Source organism: Escherichia sp. MOD1-EC6300 (assembly GCF_002965045.1).
Taxonomy (GTDB): Bacteria; Pseudomonadota; Gammaproteobacteria; order Enterobacterales; family Enterobacteriaceae; genus Escherichia; species Escherichia coli_F.
Genome location: NZ_PTRH01000003.1, coordinates 211,841 through 231,466, shown reverse-complemented (window position 1 = coordinate 231,466; position 19,626 = coordinate 211,841). Strand labels below are relative to the sequence as shown.

General features: G+C 51.2%; 16 protein-coding genes. 10 read left to right on the top strand and 6 right to left on the bottom strand.

The window, feature by feature from the left end; translation table 11 throughout:
• Positions 1-13 precede the first annotated feature (13 nt).
• Positions 14-1,123, top strand: coding sequence for a 6-N-hydroxylaminopurine resistance protein YcbX (gene ycbX / locus BGE37_RS06090; protein ID WP_105277078.1), 1,110 nt, complete (start codon positions 14-16; stop codon positions 1,121-1,123).
• On the opposite strand, the gene zapC is transcribed toward ycbX, so the two are convergent.
• Positions 1,120-1,662, bottom strand: coding sequence for a cell division protein ZapC (zapC, locus tag BGE37_RS06085; RefSeq protein ID WP_032302806.1), 543 nt, complete (start codon positions 1,660-1,662; stop codon positions 1,120-1,122). The genes ycbX and zapC overlap by 4 nt on opposite strands.
• Positions 1,663-1,835: 173 nt before the next feature.
• Positions 1,836-2,846, bottom strand: coding sequence for a quinone-dependent dihydroorotate dehydrogenase (gene pyrD / locus BGE37_RS06080; RefSeq protein ID WP_001305914.1), 1,011 nt, complete (start codon positions 2,844-2,846; stop codon positions 1,836-1,838).
• 236 nt (positions 2,847-3,082) lie between these two features.
• Between pyrD and ssuE the strand changes: the two genes are divergently transcribed.
• The 5 genes from ssuE to ssuB are packed head-to-tail and all read left to right on the top strand — an operon-like array spanning position 3,083 to position 7,318.
• Positions 3,083-3,658 carry an NADPH-dependent FMN reductase gene (gene ssuE, locus BGE37_RS06070; RefSeq protein WP_105278081.1) on the top strand — a complete coding sequence of 192 codons (576 nt, stop codon included), beginning with the start codon at positions 3,083-3,085 and terminating at the stop codon, positions 3,656-3,658.
• Positions 3,651-4,610, top strand: coding sequence for an aliphatic sulfonate ABC transporter substrate-binding protein SsuA (gene ssuA, locus BGE37_RS06065; RefSeq protein ID WP_105287863.1), 960 nt, complete (start codon positions 3,651-3,653; stop codon positions 4,608-4,610). Before ssuE ends, ssuA begins: the two co-directional genes overlap by 8 nt.
• Positions 4,607-5,752, top strand: coding sequence for an FMNH2-dependent alkanesulfonate monooxygenase (gene ssuD, locus BGE37_RS06060; protein ID WP_105287862.1), 1,146 nt, complete (start codon positions 4,607-4,609; stop codon positions 5,750-5,752). The genes ssuA and ssuD overlap by 4 nt, the downstream gene beginning before the upstream one ends.
• A 10-nt stretch (positions 5,753-5,762) precedes the next feature.
• Positions 5,763-6,554, top strand: coding sequence for an aliphatic sulfonate ABC transporter permease SsuC (gene ssuC, locus BGE37_RS06055; RefSeq protein ID WP_105287861.1), 792 nt, complete (start codon positions 5,763-5,765; stop codon positions 6,552-6,554).
• A complete protein-coding gene (gene ssuB / locus BGE37_RS06050) occupies positions 6,551-7,318 on the top strand; it encodes an aliphatic sulfonates ABC transporter ATP-binding protein (RefSeq protein WP_032302800.1) in 768 nt (255 codons plus the stop codon). Before ssuC ends, ssuB begins: the two co-directional genes overlap by 4 nt.
• A 205-nt stretch (positions 7,319-7,523) precedes the next feature.
• Here the strand turns inward: ssuB and pepN are convergent, their stop codons facing one another.
• Entirely contained in the window at positions 7,524-10,136 is a 2,613-nt protein-coding gene (pepN, locus tag BGE37_RS06045) for an aminopeptidase N (protein WP_105287860.1), read from the bottom strand.
• 265 nt (positions 10,137-10,401) lie between these two features.
• On the opposite strand from pepN, the gene pncB reads away from it, so the two are divergent.
• The 4 genes from pncB (at position 10,402) to aspC (ending at position 16,238) form a co-directional block, all read left to right on the top strand.
• Entirely contained in the window at positions 10,402-11,604 is a 1,203-nt protein-coding gene (pncB, locus tag BGE37_RS06040; protein ID WP_001305916.1) for a nicotinate phosphoribosyltransferase, read from the top strand.
• A 168-nt stretch (positions 11,605-11,772) separates the two neighbouring features.
• On the top strand, positions 11,773-13,173 hold the full coding sequence (asnS, locus tag BGE37_RS06035) for an asparagine--tRNA ligase (protein WP_000117881.1): 1,401 nt from the start codon (positions 11,773-11,775) through the stop codon (positions 13,171-13,173).
• 601 nt (positions 13,174-13,774) lie between these two features.
• Positions 13,775-14,863 (top strand): porin OmpF, encoded by a 1,089-nt coding sequence (gene ompF / locus BGE37_RS06030; protein ID WP_089559266.1) that lies wholly within the window; start codon positions 13,775-13,777, stop codon positions 14,861-14,863.
• A 184-nt stretch (positions 14,864-15,047) separates the two neighbouring features.
• Positions 15,048-16,238 (top strand): aspartate transaminase, encoded by a 1,191-nt coding sequence (gene aspC, locus BGE37_RS06025; protein ID WP_000462687.1) that lies wholly within the window; start codon positions 15,048-15,050, stop codon positions 16,236-16,238.
• A 49-nt stretch (positions 16,239-16,287) separates the two neighbouring features.
• Here aspC and gloC read toward each other — a convergent pair whose 3' ends face one another.
• From gloC to ldtD, 3 genes are all read right to left on the bottom strand, one after another.
• Positions 16,288-16,935, bottom strand: a complete 648-nt coding sequence (gene gloC / locus BGE37_RS06020; protein WP_001109453.1) for a hydroxyacylglutathione hydrolase GloC — start codon at positions 16,933-16,935, stop codon at positions 16,288-16,290.
• 26 nt (positions 16,936-16,961) lie between these two features.
• A complete protein-coding gene (locus BGE37_RS06015) occupies positions 16,962-17,510 on the bottom strand; it encodes a YcbK family protein (RefSeq protein ID WP_001295932.1) in 549 nt (182 codons plus the stop codon).
• A gap of 180 nt (positions 17,511-17,690) precedes the next feature.
• Positions 17,691-19,538, bottom strand: a complete 1,848-nt coding sequence (gene ldtD, locus BGE37_RS06005; protein WP_105278088.1) for a L,D-transpeptidase — start codon at positions 19,536-19,538, stop codon at positions 17,691-17,693.
• Between the last annotated feature and the right edge of the window lie 88 nt (positions 19,539-19,626).

Genomic DNA, 19,626 nt, shown 5'->3' with positions numbered 1-19,626 from the left:
TGAGGACCGCACCGTGGCGACATTAACCCGGCTTTTTATTCATCCTGTTAAATCGATGCGCGGCATTGGTCTTACACATGCTCTGGCAGATGTCAGTGGTCTGGCCTTCGATCGCATCTTTATGATCACGGAACCTGACGGTACGTTTATTACCGCTCGCCAGTTTCCCCAGATGGTACGGTTTACTCCTTCACCTGTGCATGATGGCTTGCATCTCACCGCACCAGATGGCAGTAGCGCATATGTTCGTTTTGCTGATTTCGCAACACAAGACGCACCAACCGAAGTTTGGGGCACACATTTTACCGCGCGAATTGCGCCAGACGCGATCAACAAATGGTTAAGTGGATTTTTCTCCCGCGAAGTGCAATTGCGCTGGGTGGGGCCACAAATGACCCGGCGCGTGAAACGCCACAACACTGTACCTCTGTCATTTGCTGATGGCTATCCTTACCTTCTTGCTAACGAAGCCTCGTTACGTGATCTCCAACACCGTTGTCCGGCCAGTGTAAAAATGGAGCAATTCCGCCCCAATCTGGTGGTTTCCGGCGCGTCAGCCTGGGAAGAAGATAGCTGGAAAGTGCTTCGTATTGGTGATGTGGTGTTTGATGTGGTTAAACCTTGTAGCCGCTGTATTTTCACCACCGTCAGCCCAGAAAAAGGGCAAAAACATCCGGCAGGCGAACCATTAAAAACATTGCAATCTTTCCGAACAGCCCAGGATAACGGCGATGTCGATTTTGGTCAGAATTTAATTGCCCGTAATAGTGGCGTGATTCGCGTTGGCGACGAGGTGGAAATTCTTGCAACGGCTCCGGCGAAAGTTTACGGCGCAGCTGCCGTGGACGATACCGTCGACGCCGCGCAGCAACCGGACGCAAATGTAGATATTGACTGGCAAGGGCAGGCATTTCGTGGAAATAACCAACAGGTTCTGCTGGAGCAATTAGAAAATCGGGGAATTCGTATCCCTTATTCTTGCCGCGCGGGCATTTGTGGAAGCTGCCGTGTTCAGCTTTTAGAAGGCGAAGTCACCCCGCTCAAAAAATCAGCAATCAGCAATGATGGCACCATTCTTTGCTGTAGTTGTGTGCCGAAGACTGCGCTTAAACTAGCGCGTTAAACTGCCTGTTCGAGGCTGAAACTGTCAACATTAACCTGCGGTTTCAGCCTGTCATTCATGATTTTGATGGCGTCCCCCAACTGCATCGCGCGACCCGCAATAACAACGCAGGGTTGTGCCAGCAGGCACAGTGCGGCATTTTCGCCAGATTCAACGACCAGCAAATTGACCTGCTCGTAAGTGTCGCTCAACCAAACGCAGGCCGCATCGCCCGGCATGGGCACCCACATTTCACCATGGGAAACAAAATGCCAGCTTTTCGGCATTTGCGGTTTGAGATAACGAATTGCTACCAGCGCATTAAGCACCAGTTCGGCTTTTTGTTCTTTAGATAAATTAAAATCGCGGCATTTTTCTTCAAATGAGAAATAGAGCGCGGCGTCGTCAACGCAAAAGCCTGCGGGAGAAAAGGCATCTGGAGTCAACATTTTGCGCGCAAAACGTGAGCGAAATAGCATACCATTGGCTAAATCGAGCATCATTCGATCGTGCTCTTCATCGTAATACCAACGCCAGTTATCGTCTGGTTTAATTCGCATTTGCCTCTCCCCTACCCTATAAAACCGCAGCAACACAATCCATTGTCGCTTCGCTTAATAACCTCAACAATAAAAGTACAAAATGTCTAAATAAGCAACAGCGATGAATATAAAACAACCAGGGCTTAAAATAAAGCCCTGATTATCTTATAAAGAGGAATTCGAAGAAATAATTAGATATGGGTAACGATTTCTTTAATCAGCGGCGGTCCTTTAAAAATAAAACCAGAATAAATTTGCACCAGTGAGGCCCCCGCAGCAATCTTTTCACGCGCAGCGATAACCGAGTCAATGCCGCCAACACCGATGATCGGTAAGCGACCGTTTAATTCCTGAGACAAACGGCGAATAATTTCGGTGCTTTTTAACTGTAGCGGACGACCACTTAAGCCACCGGTTTGATCACAATTTTTCATTCCCTGAACCAGAGAACGATCGAGCGTGGTATTGGTTGCAATAACGCCATCAATATTATGGCGAACTAAACTATCGGCAACCTGGATCAATTCTTCTTCAGAAAGATCCGGCGCGATCTTCACGGCGATCGGCACATATTTATGGTGCATCGCTTGCAAATCATTTTGCTTATTTTTAATCGCGGTTAAGAGATCATCCAGCGCTTCGCCATATTGCAGTGTGCGTAATCCTGGGGTATTCGGCGATGAAATATTGATGGCGATATATCCCGCATAGGCATAGATTTTTTCCATACAAATCAGATAGTCATCTTTACCCTGCTCCACCGGCGTATCTTTATTTTTGCCGATATTAATCCCCAGAACACCATCGTAATGAGCTTTTTTTACGTTCTCAACGAGGTTATCAACGCCGAGATTATTAAAGCCCATACGGTTGATCAAACCTTCGGCATCTACCAGACGAAAGAGACGCGGCTTGTCATTACCTGGCTGTGGACGTGGCGTGACGGTACCGATCTCGATAGATCCAAACCCCATCGCGCCTAACGCGTCAATGCACTCCCCGTCTTTATCAAGACCGGCTGCCAGACCAAGCGGATTTTTAAACGTCAGGCCCATGCAGTTAACAGGTTTCGCAGGCACTTTCTGCCGCACCAGTGCTTCAAACGGTGTTCCTGTAATACGGCGTAATTGCTGAAAAGTAAACTCATGAGCGCGCTCTGGATCGAGCTGGAAAAGGGCTTTACGAACGAAGGGGTAGTACATGAACTCTCCTGGATTCCCGGTGTGCAAACCGGGGGCGTATTATGTGCGAGTTCGGACCAAAAGGGAATTGACCTACGGCAATAAATAGCAAACGTTTTCTTATTGCGCTTTTTTTATGCTTTTTTTGGCTTTGCTTCGTCAGATAAATCATTTCGACTCGCGGACGCCCTCTGTCAGACTGACCAAATTGTTATCAATTTTAACAAAACAAGAACAATTGGTTATAAGGAGAGAGTATGCGTGTCATCACCCTGGCGGGGAGTCCTCGCTTTCCTTCTCGCTCCAGCTCCTTGCTGGAATATGCGCGGGAAAAACTGAATGGCCTGGATGTAGAGGTTTATCACTGGAATCTGCAAAACTTCGCCCCGGAAGATCTGCTTTATGCTCGTTTCGATAGTCCGGCACTCAAGACCTTCACCGAACAGCTGCAACAGGCTGATGGACTGATAGTCGCTACACCTGTGTATAAAGCCGCCTATTCCGGTGCGCTGAAAACCCTGCTCGACCTGCTGCCAGAGCGCGCTTTGCAAGGCAAAGTGGTGCTGCCGCTGGCGACGGGCGGCACGGTGGCTCACCTTTTGGCGGTCGATTACGCCCTTAAACCGGTTTTAAGCGCACTGAAAGCCCAGGAGATCCTGCACGGCGTGTATGCCGATGACTCACAGGTGATTGATTACCACCACAAACCCCAATTCACGCCAAATCTGCAAACCCGTCTTGATACCGCGCTAGAAACTTTCTGGCAGGCACTTCACCGCCGTGATGTTCAGGTTCCTGACCTTCTGTCTCTGCGAGGTAATGCCCATGCGTAAGATCATTAAACTGGCGCTGGCGGGATTGCTTAGCGTCTCTACACTCGCGATTGCCGCAGAGTCGTCTCCAGATGCGTTACGTATTGGCTATCAGAAAGGCAGTATTGGTATGGTGCTGGCAAAAAGCCACCAATTATTGGAAAAACGCTATCCGCAAACAAAAATCTCGTGGGTGGAGTTCCCCGCTGGCCCACAGATGCTGGAGGCGTTAAACGTTGGCAGTATCGATCTCGGCAGTACCGGGGATATTCCACCAATCTTTGCCCAGGCTGCCGGGGCTGATTTGGTGTACGTGGGCGTCGAGCCGCCGAAGCCCAAAGCCGAAGTGATTCTGGTGGCAGATAACAGTCCGATCAAAACCGTAGCCGATCTTAAAGGTCACAAAGTTGCCTTTCAGAAAGGTTCCAGCTCGCACAATCTTTTACTACGCGCACTACGCCAGGCCGGGCTTAAATTCACGGATATCCAGCCCACTTACCTGACGCCTGCCGATGCCCGCGCCGCGTTCCAGCAAGGTAACGTCGACGCATGGGCTATCTGGGATCCCTACTACTCCGCTGCGTTATTACAGGGCGGCGTGCGGGTGCTGAAAGACGGCACCGATCTTAATCAAACCGGCTCGTTTTACCTGGCAGCTCGTCCCTATGCAGAAAAAAACGGCGCATTTATTCAGGGTGTACTGGCAACCTTTAGTGAGGCCGATGCGTTAACCCGCAGCCAGCGCGAGCAAAGCATCGCTTTACTGGCAAAAACGATGGGCTTACCAACGCCGGTGATTGCCTCTTATTTAGATCATCGCCCCCCTACCACCATCAAACCGGTTAACGCCGAGGTTGCCGCCTTACAGCAGCAAACGGCAGATCTGTTTTATGAAAACCGTCTGGTACCGAAAAAAGTCGATATCCGCCAGCGCATCTGGCAGCCCACTCAACTGGAAGGAAAACAATTATGAGTCTGTATATGTTCTGGTTTTTACCGACCCACGGAGACGGACATTACCTGGGAACGGAAGAAGGTTCACGCCCGGTTGATCACGGTTATCTGCAACAAATTGCGCAAGCGGCGGATCGTCTGGGCTATACCGGTGTGCTAATTCCCACAGGGCGCTCGTGTGAAGATGCGTGGCTGGTGGCAGCGTCGATGATCCCTGTGACGCAACGGTTGAAGTTTCTTGTTGCCCTGCGCCCCAGCGTAACCTCACCTACCGTTGCTGCCCGCCAGGCCGCCACGCTGGATCGTCTCTCTAACGGACGCGCGTTGTTTAATCTGGTCACAGGCAGCGATCCGCAAGAGCTGGCAGGCGACGGCGTATTCCTCGATCATTGCGAGCGTTACGAAGCCTCGTCTGAATTTACACAGGTCTGGCGGCGCTTATTGCAGGGCGAAACCGTCGATTTTAACGGTAAACATATACATGTACGCGGAGCAAAACTGCTCTTCCCGCCAATTCAACAGCCCTATCCTCCGCTTTACTTTGGCGGCTCGTCAGACGTCGCCCAGGATCTGGCCGCTGAACAGGTTGATCTCTACCTCACCTGGGGCGAACCACCGGAGCTGGTAAAAGAGAAGATCGCGCAAGTGCGGGCGAAAGCTGCCGCGCATGGACGCAAAATTCGTTTCGGTATTCGTCTGCATGTGATTGTTCGTGAAACTAACGACGAAGCGTGGCAGGCCGCCGAGCGGTTAATCTCGCATCTTGATGATGAGACCATCGCCAAAGCACAAGCCGCGTTTGCCCGCACCGATTCCGTGGGGCAACAGCGAATGGCGGCGCTACATAACGGCAAGCGCGACAATCTGGAAATCAGCCCCAATTTATGGGCGGGCGTTGGCTTAGTGCGCGGCGGTGCCGGGACGGCGTTGGTGGGCGATGGTCCGACGGTCGCCGCGCGAATCAACGAATACGCTGCGCTTGGCATCGACAGCTTTGTGCTTTCTGGTTATCCGCATCTGGAAGAAGCGTATCGGGTCGGCGAGTTGTTGTTCCCACATCTGGATATTGCCATTCCGGAAATTCCCCAGCCACAACCGCTGAATCCGCAAGGCGAAGCGGTGGCGAATGATTTTATCCCCCGTAACGTCGCGCAAAGCTAAGGAAGAAATAATGGCAACGCCAGTGAAGAAGTGGTTATTGCGCGTTGCCCCCTGGTTTTTACCGGTGGGCATCGTGGCGGTGTGGCAACTGGCCTCCTCGGTTGGCTGGCTGTCGACGCGTATTTTGCCCTCTCCGGAAGGGGTGGTAATGGCGTTCTGGTCGCTCTCAGCCAGCGGCGAATTGTGGCAGCATCTGGCGATCAGCTCCTGGCGGGCGTTGATTGGTTTTTCAATTGGCGGATCGCTGGGGTTGATTCTGGGACTGATAAGCGGACTGTCGCGCTGGGGAGAAAGGCTGCTGGATACCTCAATTCAGATGTTGCGCAACGTGCCGCATCTGGCGCTGATCCCGCTGGTGATTTTGTGGTTTGGTATTGATGAATCCGCAAAAATCTTTCTGGTGGCGCTCGGCACGCTATTCCCCATTTATATCAACACCTGGCACGGCATCCGTAATATCGATCGCGGTCTGGTGGAAATGGCGCGTAGCTATGGATTATCCGGCATACCGCTGTTTATCCATGTGATCCTGCCTGGTGCCCTGCCCTCAATTATGGTCGGCGTACGTTTTGCGTTGGGCCTGATGTGGCTGACGCTGATTGTTGCCGAAACCATTTCTGCCAATTCCGGCATTGGTTATCTGGCGATGAATGCGCGGGAGTTTTTGCAAACGGATGTGGTGGTAGTCGCCATTATTCTCTACGCCCTGCTCGGCAAACTTGCTGACGTCAGCGCGCAGCTGTTAGAGCACCTCTGGCTGCGCTGGAATCCGGCTTATCATTTGAAGGAGGCCACGGTATGAATACTGCTCGTCTGAACCAGGGCACACCCTTGTTACTCAATGCAGTAAGCAAACATTACGCAGAAAATATCGTTCTGAACCAACTGGATTTACATATTCCGGCAGGTCAGTTTGTGGCGGTGGTGGGCCGCAGCGGTGGTGGCAAAAGTACCCTGCTGCGCCTGCTGGCAGGTCTGGAAACGCCAACCGCAGGCGATGTGTTAGCGGGTACCACGCCGCTAGCTGAGATTCAGGAAGACACGCGAATGATGTTTCAGGATGCGCGTCTGCTACCGTGGAAATCGGTGATTGATAACGTTGGGCTGGGCCTTAAAGGCCAGTGGCGCGATGCCGCGCGTCGGGCGCTGGCTGCGGTAGGGCTGGAGAATCGCGCGCGGGAATGGCCTGCCGCACTTTCTGGCGGGCAGAAACAGCGTGTGGCGCTGGCAAGAGCGTTGATTCATCGACCGGGTTTATTATTGCTTGATGAACCGCTCGGGGCGCTGGACGCCCTGACTCGGCTCGAGATGCAGGATTTGATTGTGTCACTTTGGCAGGAGCACGGCTTTACCGTACTGTTGGTGACGCATGATGTGAGCGAAGCGGTAGCAATGGCGGACCGGGTGTTGTTAATTGAAGAGGGAAAAATTGGTCTGGATTTGACGGTGGATATCCCCCGTCCGCGCCGGTTAGGGTCGGTGAGATTAGCAGAGCTGGAAGCGGAAGTGTTGCAACGGGTGATGCAGCGTGGGCACTCTGAACAACCGATTCGGCGTCATGGTTAATATGCCGGATGTGGCGCACAAAAACAGCGGTTTCAACGGATTGTAGGCCTGATAAGACGCGTCAAGCGTCGCATCAGGCATTTGGGCACGGCTGCCGGATGCGGCGTGAACGCCTTATCCAGCCTACAAAACCAGCATTTTCAACGGACTTGTAGGCCTGATAAGACGCGTCAAGCGTCGCATCCGGCATTTGGGCTCAAAAGTATCAAGCCAGTGCTTTAGTTATCTTCTCGTACAGATCGCCAGAGAGATTTTCCAGCCCTTTCAACTGCTCCAGCGCCGCGCGCATTTTCTCCTGACGTTTGGCATCGTAACGCTTCAGGCGAATCAGCGGTTCAATCAGACGTGAAGCCACCTGCGGGTTACGGCTGTTGAGGTCGGTAAGCATTTCCACCAGGAACTGGTAACCGCTGCCATCTTCGGCATGGAACGCTGCCGGGTTGCTGCCCGCAAACGCGCCAATCAACGAACGAATGCGGTTCGGGTTGCTCATGGTAAATGAGCGATGCTGCAACAGACCACGCACCGTCTCCAGCACATTCGCCGCCGGGCTGGTGGCTTGCAGGATAAACCATTTATCCATCACCAGACCATCCTGATGCCACTTGTCGTCGTACTCCTGCATCAGCGCGTCACGGCATGGCAGCTGTGCAGCAACCGCCGCAGAAAGCGCGGCCAGCGCATCGGTCATATTGTTTGCTTCATGGAACTGCTTGCTTACCAGCACGTCAGCCAGATGCGTTTCACCAAAAGCGAGGAAGCGCAGGCAGGCATTTCGCAGAGTGCGTTTTGCAATATCTTCATGCTCAACGCGATACTCGCTCTGGTAATTCGCGTTGTAAATAGCCAGCAGCTCATCCGCCAGTTCAGTCGCCAGAGTACGGGTGAGTGCTTCACGCACTTCGGCAATAGCAATCGGATCGATGATATCGAACAGTTCTGCCATTTCATTGACGGAAGGCAGCGTCAGAATTTCTGCCGCCAGCGCCGGATCAATCCTCTCATCGAGCAGCACCGCGCGGAAAGCGTCAGCCACATGCACCGGCAGAGACAGCGGCTGCCCTTGCTGATGACGGGCGACGTTGAGCTTGATGTAGGTTGCCAGCAGGCTTTGCGCCGCATCCCAGCGGGAGAAATCATTACGCGCATGACGCATCAGGAAGGTCAGTTGCTGATCGCTCCACTTATATTCCAGTTTCACTGGCGCAGAGAATTCGCACAGCAGTGCGGGCACCGGCTGGAAGTAGACATTATCAAAGACAAAGGTCTGTTCCGCCTGGGTGACGTTCAGCACCGAATTCACCGGGTGACCGCCTTTCTGCAACGGGATCACTTTGCCTTCGTTGTCATACAGTTCGATGGCAAACGGAATATGCAGCGGCTGTTTTTCTGCCTGATCCGGCGTAGCAGGCGTGCGCTGGCTGATGGTCAGGGTGTACTGCTCGGTTTCCGGATTATAGTCGTCTTTGACGGTCACAACCGGCGTACCGGACTGGCTGTACCAACGGCGGAAATGGGAGAGATCGACATTTGACGCATCTTCCATCGCCTGAACAAAGTCGTCGCAGGTTGCCGCACTGCCATCATGGCGCTCGAAATAGAGCTGCATCCCTTTCTGGAAGTTTTCTTCGCCCAGCAGAGTGTGGATCATGCGAATCACTTCCGCGCCCTTCTCATAAACGGTCAGGGTGTAGAAGTTGTTCATTTCAATAACCATATCCGGGCGGATCGGGTGCGCCATCGGGCTGGCATCTTCCGCAAACTGCAACCCGCGCATGGTGCGCACGTTGTTGATACGGTTTACTGCGCGGGAACCAAGATCAGAGCTGAACTCCTGATCGCGGAACACGGTTAAGCCTTCTTTCAGGCTGAGCTGGAACCAGTCGCGGCAGGTCACACGGTTACCGGTCCAGTTATGGAAATATTCATGACCAATAACGCGCTCAATATCGAGATAATCTTTATCGGTCGCGGTATCGGTGCGCGCCAGTACATACTTAGAGTTAAAGATGTTAAGACCTTTATTCTCCATTGCGCCCATATTGAAGAAATCCACCGCGACGATCATATAGATGTCGAGGTCATACTCCAGGCCGAAGCGTTCTTCATCCCATTTCATGGAGTTTTTCAGCGAGGTCATCGCCCATGGCGCACGATCAAGATTGCCGCGATCGACGTACAGCTCCAGCGCTACTTCGCGACCAGAACGCGTGGTGAAGGTGTCGCGCAGTACATCAAAGTCACCTGCCACCAGCGCAAACAGGTAGCACGGTTTCGGGAACGGGTCCTGCCATTGTACCCAGTGGCGTCCATTTTCCAGTTCGCCTTGCGCAACGCGGTTACCGTTGGAAAGCAGGAACGGGTATTTGGTTTTATCGGCAATAATTTTGGTGGTAAAACGCGCCAGCACGTCCGGGCGGTCGAGATAATACGTAATATGGCGGAAACCTTCGGCTTCACACTGGGTGCAAAGCGCATCGCCTGACTGATAAAGCCCTTCCAGCGCAGTATTCGCCGCTGGGCTAATTTCATTAACGATCTTGAGCGTAAAACGCTCCGGCAAATTACTGATGACCAGTGCGCCCTCTTCTTCTTTCCAGGCGGTCCACGGCTCATCATTAATATGAACAGAAACCAGTTTAAGATCTTCGCCATCAAGACGAAGCGGAGCATCTGATGCACCATGACGGACAGCCTGGCTGACCGCGGTAACGACCGTCTTTTGCGCGTCCAGGTCAAAGGTCAAGTCAATATCAGTAATCTGGTAATCCGGCGCACGATAATCGTGACGGTATTTGGCTTGTGGCTGTTGAGTCATAAATAACCTTTAGCATCTTTTATAGAGTCTGGTGTTCAGTCTATTCCTGTTGCGTAAATCGCGCTATGCAGAATCTTCATCTTTTCAGGTACAAACGCCTTTATTGCTACATTTTTATAACATACACCGCGTAATGCCATCGACCAGAAAGGTGGCATATGGTGTGATCGGGGTTCAATAAATTGCGAAACAAGGTATACTCCAGCAGTTCCTGAAGATGTTTATTGTACTAAACGCTCCTGTACGAGGACGCTACTGCGCACCTATGACACAATTCGCTTCTCCTGTTCTGCACTCGTTGCTGGATACAGATGCTTATAAGTTGCATATGCAGCAAGCCGTGTTTCATCACTATTACGATGTGCATGTCGCGGCGGAGTTTCGTTGCCGAGGTGACGATCTGCTGGGTATTTATGCCGATGCTATTCGTGAACAGGTTCAGGCGATGCAGCACCTGCGCCTGCAGGATGATGAATATCAATGGCTCTCAGCCCTGCCTTTCTTTAAAGCCGACTATCTTAACTGGCTACGCGAGTTCCGCTTTAACCCGGAACAAGTCACCGTGTCCAACGATAATGGCAAGCTGGATATTCGTTTAAGCGGCCCGTGGCGTGAAGTCATCCTCTGGGAAGTTCCTTTGCTGGCGGTTATCAGTGAAATGGTGCATCGCTATCGCTCACCGCAGGCCGACGTTGCGCAAGCCCTCGACACGCTGGAAAGCAAATTAGCCGACTTCTCGGCATTAACCGCCGGTCTTGATATGTCGCGCTTCCATCTGATGGATTTTGGCACCCGCCGACGTTTTTCTCGTGAAGTACAAGAAACCATCGTGAAACGTCTGCAACAGGAATCCTGGTTCGTAGGCACCAGCAACTACGATCTGGCGCGTCGGCTTTCCCTTACGCCAATGGGAACACAAGCACACGAATGGTTCCAGGCGCATCAGCAAATCAGTCCGGATCTTGCCAACAGCCAGCGAGCTGCACTCGCTGCCTGGCTGGAAGAATATCCCGACCAACTTGGCATTGCGTTAACCGACTGTATTACCATGGATGCTTTCCTGCGAGATTTCGGCGTAGAATTTGCCAGCCGCTATCAGGGCTTGCGTCATGACTCCGGCGACCCGGTTGAATGGGGTGAAAAAGCCATTGCACATTATGAGAAGCTGGGAATTGATCCACAGAGTAAAACGCTGGTTTTCTCTGACAATCTGGATTTACGCAAAGCGGTTGAGCTATACCGCCATTTCTCTTCCCGCGTGCAATTAAGTTTTGGTATTGGGACTCGCCTGACCTGCGATATCCCCCAGGTAAAACCCCTGAATATTGTCATTAAGTTGGTTGAGTGTAACGGTAAACCGGTGGCGAAACTTTCTGACAGCCCTGGCAAAACTATCTGCCACGATAAAGCGTTTGTTCGGGCGCTGCGCAAAGCGTTCGACCTTCCGCATATTAAAAAAGCCAGTTAATATCATCAGGGAGCTAATCGGCTCCCTTTTTTTACCTTTAATTCCGAAATCTTTCGCTGCATTTGCGAATTCTGCTTGTCTGATTGCAGATGCCAGGTAACATAGGTATCCCCCCATTTACGGGTGGACAAGTGTTTATTTTTTCCGACTATTAACAGAGAGAATATTATGAGCGTTGTGCCTGTAGCCGACGTACTCCAGGGCCGCGTAGCCGTTGACAGCGAAGTCACCGTGCGCGGATGGGTACGTACCCGCCGAGATTCAAAAGCTGGCATCTCCTTCCTCGCCGTTTATGACGGTTCCTGCTTTGATCCTGTACAGGCTGTCATCAATAATTCTCTGCCCAATTACAATGAAGACGTTCTGCGTCTGACCACCGGTTGCTCGGTCATTGTGACGGGTAAAGTCGTGGCGTCGCCAGGACAGGGGCAACAATTTGAAATTCAGGCCAGCAAGGTTGAAGTTGCTGGTTGGGTTGAAGATCCAGACACTTACCCGATGGCGGCAAAACGCCACAGCATTGAGTATCTGCGTGAAGTCGCTCACCTGCGTCCGCGCACAAACCTGATTGGTGCCGTCGCGCGCGTTCGCCATACGCTGGCGCAGGCGCTGCATCGCTTCTTTAACGAGCAGGGATTCTTCTGGGTTTCAACGCCACTGATTACTGCGTCTGATACCGAAGGGGCTGGCGAAATGTTCCGCGTTTCTACGCTGGATCTGGAAAACCTGCCGCGTAACGATCAGGGCAAAGTGGATTTCGACAAAGACTTCTTTGGTAAAGAGTCTTTCCTGACCGTATCTGGCCAGTTGAATGGCGAAACCTACGCTTGCGCATTGTCCAAAATTTATACCTTCGGCCCGACTTTCCGTGCTGAAAACTCCAACACCAGCCGTCACCTGGCGGAATTCTGGATGCTGGAGCCGGAAGTGGCGTTTGCTAACCTGAACGATATCGCGGGTCTGGCTGAAGCCATGCTGAAATATGTCTTCAAAGCGGTTCTCGAAGAACGCGCTGACGACATGAAATTCTTCGCTGAACGCGTAGATAAAGATGCCGTTTCACGTCTGGAACGCTTTATTGAGGCCGATTTCGCGCAGGTGGATTACACCGACGCAGTGACCATTCTCGAAAACTGCGGCAGGAAGTTTGAAAACCCGGTTTACTGGGGCGTCGATCTCTCTTCTGAGCATGAGCGTTATCTGGCAGAAGAACACTTTAAAGCACCGGTAGTGGTTAAAAACTATCCGAAAGATATTAAAGCGTTCTATATGCGCCTTAACGAAGACGGTAAAACCGTTGCGGCTATGGATGTTCTGGCTCCGGGCATCGGTGAAATCATTGGTGGTTCTCAGCGTGAAGAGCGTCTGGACGTGCTGGACGAGCGTATGCTGGAAATGGGCCTGAATAAAGAAGATTACTGGTGGTATCGCGATCTGCGTCGCTACGGTACTGTTCCGCATTCCGGTTTCGGTCTTGGTTTTGAACGCCTGATTGCTTACGTAACTGGCGTGCAAAACGTGCGTGATGTGATTCCGTTCCCACGTACTCCGCGTAACGCCAGCTTCTAATTTAGCGTCTTCAAGAGCCAGCACCCGCTGGCTCTTTTTTTATCCTTTCTGTCAAGTTATCTGTTTGTTAAGTCAAGCAATCTATTTGCAACCCCGCCATAACGATCATCCTGTTACGGAATATTACACTGCAACATTTGCGCACAAAAAATAATCCGCATTCTTATTGCGGATTAGTTTTTTCTTAGCTGATAGCACAATTTTCATACTATTTTTTGGCGTTCTGGATGTCTGAACGAGGATTTAATGCCAGGTCGATAAAGTTTCCATCAGAAACAAAATTTCCTTTTAGTTAATTTAAATATAAGGAAATCATATAAATAGATAAAAATTGCTGTAAATATCATCACGCTTCTATGGAAATATGACGGTGTTCACAAAGTTCCTTAAATTTTACTTTTAGTTACATATTTTTTCTTTTTGAAACCAAATCTTTATCTTTGTAGCACTTTCACGGTAGCGAAACGTTAGTTTGAATGGAAAGATGCCTGCAGACACATAAAGACACCAAACTCTCATCAATAGTTCCGTAAATTTTTTTTGACAGAACTTATTGACGGCAGTGGCAGGTGTCATAAAAAAACCATGAGGGTAATAAATAATGATGAAGCGCAATATTCTGGCAGTGATCGTCCCTGCTCTGTTAGTAGCAGGTACTGCAAACGCTGCAGAAATTTATAACAAAGATGGCAACAAAGTAGATCTGTACGGTAAAGCTGTCGGTCTGCATTATTTCTCCAAGGGTAACGGTGAAAACAGTTACGGTGGCAATGGCGACATGACCTATGCCCGTCTTGGTTTTAAAGGGGAAACTCAAATCAATTCCGATCTGACCGGTTATGGTCAGTGGGAATATAACTTCCAGGGTAACAACTCTGAAGGCACTGACGCTCAAACTGGTAACAAAACCCGTCTGGCATTCGCGGGTCTTAAATACGCTGACGTTGGTTCTTTCGATTACGGCCGTAACTACGGTGTGGTTTATGATGCACTGGGTTACACCGATATGCTGCCAGAATTTGGTGGTGATACTGCATACAGCGATGACTTCTTCGTTGGTCGTGTTGGCGGCGTTGCTACCTATCGTAACTCCAACTTCTTTGGTCTGGTTGATGGCCTGAACTTCGCTGTTCAGTACCTGGGTAAAAACGAGCGTGACACTGCACGCCGCTCTAACGGCGACGGTGTTGGCGGTTCTATCAGCTACGAATACGAAGGCTTTGGTATCGTTGGTGCTTATGGCGCCGCTGACCGTACCAACCTGCAAGAAGCTCAACCTCTTGGCAACGGTAAAAAAGCTGAACAGTGGGCTACTGGTCTGAAGTATGACGCGAACAACATCTACCTGGCAGCGAACTACGGTGAAACCCGTAACGCTACGCCGATCACTAATAAATTTACAAACATCAGCGGCTTCGCCAACAAAACGCAAGATGTTCTGTTAGTTGCGCAATACCAGTTCGATTTCGGTCTGCGTCCGTCCATCGCTTACACCAAATCTAAAGCGAAAGACGTAGAAGGTATCGGTGATGTTGATCTGGTGAACTACTTTGAAGTGGGCGCAACCTACTACTTCAACAAAAACATGTCCACCTATGTTGACTACATCATCAACCAGATCGATTCTGACAACAAACTGGGCGTAGGTTCAGACGACACCGTTGCTGTGGGTATCGTTTACCAGTTCTAATAGCACACCTCTTTGTTAAATGCCGAAAAAACAGGACTTTGGTCCTGTTTTTTTTATGCCTTCCAGAGCAATCTCACGTCTTGCAAAAACAGCCTGCGTTTTCATCAGTAATAGTTGGAATTTTGTAAATCTCCCGTTACCCTGATAGCGGACTTCCCTTCTGTAACCATAATGGAACCTCGTCATGTTTGAGAACATTACCGCCGCTCCTGCCGACCCGATTCTGGGCCTGGCCGATCTGTTTCGTGCCGATGAACGTCCCGGCAAAATTAACCTCGGGATTGGTGTCTATAAAGATGAGACGGGCAAAACCCCGGTACTGACCAGCGTGAAAAAGGCTGAACAGTATCTGCTCGAAAATGAAACCACCAAAAATTACCTCGGCATTGACGGCATCCCTGAATTTGGTCGCTGCACTCAGGAACTGCTGTTTGGTAAAGGTAGCGCCCTGATCAATGACAAACGTGCTCGCACGGCACAGACTCCGGGTGGCACTGGCGCACTACGCGTGGCTGCCGATTTCCTGGCAAAAAATACCAGCGTTAAGCGTGTGTGGGTGAGCAACCCAAGCTGGCCGAACCATAAGAGCGTCTTTAACTCTGCAGGTCTGGAAGTTCGTGAATACGCTTATTATGATGCGGAAAATCACACCCTTGACTTCGATGCACTGATTAACAGCCTGAACGAAGCTCAGGCTGGCGACGTAGTGCTGTTCCATGGCTGCTGCCATAACCCAACCGGTATCGACCCTACGCTGGAACAATGGCAGACACTGGCACAACTTTCCGTTGAGAAAGGCTGGTTACCGCTGTTTGACTTCGCTTACCAGGGGTTTGCCCGTGGTCTGGAAGAAGATGCTGAAGGACTGCGCGCTTTCGCGGCTATGCATAAAGAGCTGATTGTTGCCAGTTCCTACTCTAAAAACTTTGGCCTGTACAACGAGCGTGTTGGCGCTTGTACTCTGGTTGCTGCTGACAGTGAAACCGTTGATCGCGCATTCAGCCAAATGAAAGCGGCGATTCGCGCTAACTACTCTAACCCACCAGCACACGGCGCTTCTGTTGTTGCCACCATCCTGAGCAACGATGCGTTACGTGCGATTTGGGAACAAGAGCTGACTGATATGCGCCAGCGTATTCAGCGTATGCGTCAGTTGTTCGTCAATACGCTGCAGGAAAAAGGCGCAAACCGCGACTTCAGCTTTATCATCAAACAGAACGGCATGTTCTCCTTCAGTGGCCTGACAAAAGAACAAGTGCTGCGTCTGCGCGAAGAGTTTGGCGTGTATGCTGTTGCTTCTGGTCGCGTAAACGTGGCCGGGATGACACCAGATAATATGGCTCCGCTGTGCGAAGCGATTGTGGCAGTGCTGTAAGCGTTAAAAACAATGAAGCCCGCTGAAAAGCGGGCTTTTTTATACGTCTTTACCAGACGGGCATTTCGTCTTGCAGGAAGGGATTATGCAGGCGTTCGTAACCAAGAGTAGATAATGGTCCGTGACCCGGAATAAATGTCACGTCATCCCCCAGGGGCAGCAATTTATCTTTGATTGAAGAAATCAGTTGATTATGATCGCCACGCGGGAAGTCACTGCGCCCTACTCCGCCTTTGAAAATAACATCGCCAGAAATCAGCAGTTTTGCCCGATCATCAAAAAACACCACATGACCCGGCGTATGACCAGGGCAATGCAACACCTGTAAAGTCACATTCCCTATGCTGATGGTGTCTCCTTCGTTCAGCCAACGATCTGGCGTCAGCGGCTGGCACTCTTCCAGACCAAACATACGACTTTGCGCAGGCAAGCCTTGTAGCCAGAACTCATCTTCTTTTTCCGGGCCAAAAACCGGCACGCCGTAATGTTGCGCCAGTTCCGCCGCTGCGCCAACGTGGTCCAGATGACCATGAGTCAGCAGGATCTGCATCAGTGTCAGGCCGCTGGCATCAACTTCCTGTTTGATTTTTTCCGCATCGCCGCCAGGATCGACCAGTGCGGCCAGACGGGTTTGTTCACACCAGATCAATGAACAGTTCTGGGAGAATGCGGTGACCGGAATAATACGATAGTTCATACTGCCCCTGTTTCGTTAAGCGATTGCTACCAGTGCCGTGCTGGCCCGGTATCAATATGCACAAAGTTACTACGTGGGTAATATCCTACACCACCTGCGCGCATAGATAACGCGGCTTTGCGAATATTGCTTAACGCGATACCTTCAATATGGAAATCCATCGCCTGCCCTTTCGTGTGATAGCTTTTCTTCGCTACTCCACGGCTGCGGGCACGTAGTTCATTGTTGGTATCAATGGAGCGATAACCGGAAATGAGTTGCACCGGTTTGCGGGTGCCTAACAACCCTTGCAGGCGATACAACTGATCGAATAATCCTGGGTCGATGGACTTTATTTTGTTCGCGCGGTAATCGCGGAAAAAATGGTTAAGTTTTGCCAATTCTTCCTGAATATAGCCTCTGCCATCGAAAAACTCCGCTTTGATTGACTCTCCGGTATGGAGATTATTGAGTGTCAAAATACGCGGGCGTGGGGTAGAGAGTGTTGCAAACGCCGGGGTCGGCAGGATGGCGGCACCGAGTGCAACGCCACCAAGCGCCAGCAGTTTGCGGCGATTAGCGTCGAATTTGTCCATGATAATCAAGTCTACAGGTCAATGTTATCGTTTATATGCACTTCTGGCGCACAAGAGGCACCTTAACCGCCCGTAAAGCAGACGTCAAGATGACTCAACCCCAGCAGTGACGGGGGCTGCAGAGAAGCGCCCCCGATCATGCTAATTATTACGACAACTGATTTCCCCGAACTGCTTCATTTACCTGATTAATTGTTCCGCTTTCGATACGATTTGCGAGCTGGATCGCGCAGGCAGATCATAATTGTAAATATCTGTACGATACTGGGTACGACCATCTGCACCAACAAAGGCCGTCAGATAGAAGAGATTCACCGGAATCGACTGCCGAATATTGACGTAACGCGTATCGCCCTGCTTCAGCGCATCAGAAATACGTTTGTCATTCCAGCCTGCATCCTGCAACAGCATATTCGCCAGATCGGAAGCTTTATTCACTCGTACACAGCCTGAGCTCAATGCGCGTGTATCACGCTTGAACAGATTATGGTTCGGCGTGTCATGCAAATAAATGGCCTCTGAACTCGGCATATTGAATTTATAGCGCCCCAGCGAGTTCCGTGGGCCTGGAGCCTGCTGGAAGCGGAACGGTAAATTCGAGGCCGTGATTGTAGACCAGTCAACCTGCCATGGGTCAATCGCTTCTCTGCTGTTCCAGCCGCGCATCACCGTATAGCCATGGCTTTCGAGATACCCAGGATCATTGCGCACTTTCGGCAGAATATCTTTGCGTGCCAGAGTTGGTGGTACGTTCCACGGCGGGTTTACCACCACGTTGTTAAGGGCACTACTCATCATCGGCGTTTTGCGATCGGGGCGACCGACAATGACTCGCGAATCCAGCACCTGATTGCCGTTCTGATAGTAGACCAGCGAATAGGCCGGAATGTTAACCATGATCCCGGTAGAAAGCTCTGTTGGCAGCAAGCGCAATCGCTGGATGTTGAGTGCCAACACGCCAGCACGCTGGGCGGGCGTTACGTTTAACCAGTCACGCGTTGCCGGGCCAATAGCACCATCTGCCCCCAATCCTTGCCATGCCTGAAAACGTTTAACGGCTTCCACCAGTTCATTATCGTAGGCGGCACGAACGACAGGCGCAGGTTTACTACGAGACGTAGTTTGCTGGTCCATCGGCTTAGTTTCTGCTGTTTCAACAGTAACAGCGGATGGGCTGACTACCGCGTCAGTTGGCGTGTCATCGCCAGGTAGAGTAATTTTCGGCCCCCCGTCCAGCATGCCTGTACGCTGCAATATTTCGCGCAACGCCGGTACGTCGTTACTCCACTGCCCTGGGCGCAACGTTGCTTTGCCGGTCAGTTGGGGCCACGGTTTGGTGTCACTGAGTAAGGCCAGTAACGATTCATGCATCGCCGCATATTGCGGATGCTGCGGTGCCAGTCCTGCAACAAACGTCGGCAATTGACCTTTATCCAGCGCCAGCTGCCATTGGTTAATCACCGAGAGCGGCGGCGTGGAAAGCGCATAAGGTTTACTGCTGTATAGCCAGCGAGTGCCTTTGACCGGAATATTTGCAATGAAATGGAGATAGCCCATCATCGCATCAGAGAGCACCACATCGCGTGCCATCCCGTTAATACCAGGATCGGTCAGCAACTCTACCCATTTATTAAACTGCGGCTGGAAACCGGCAATCGCCACCTCTGCCAGCTGTTGCTGGAAGGCTTTAACAGCATCACGGTTTTCCCACATGGGTTGCATATCGCGTGCGGCATACAACAGTTGAAGCTGGTTAAGATAAACCGGCTTATAGCCTGCAGGTAATTGAGATTCGATTTGCGTGCGGGCTTTTTCTGCCGCACCTTCAGGCAATGGCTGGATCCCCGCCATTATTGCCGTGACCTGCGCCTGCGGCAGTGCCTCGCCCTGTTCGCTGACAGCCACCGGGCTGTCGCCAGGGATTACTTCAGGCTCATCGGCCTGAGCATTGAACAGTGGAGCGAATGTTACGGCCACGCACAAACTGATTGCCGACAGCCGACGACCACACATCATATTAAGCAACATCCCTTGCCCCCTGTTTTTATCATACTCTGAATAGCCAGGCTGTTATTTTACGACTTGCCTGTACAACGCCAATACTCACGAAAGTATG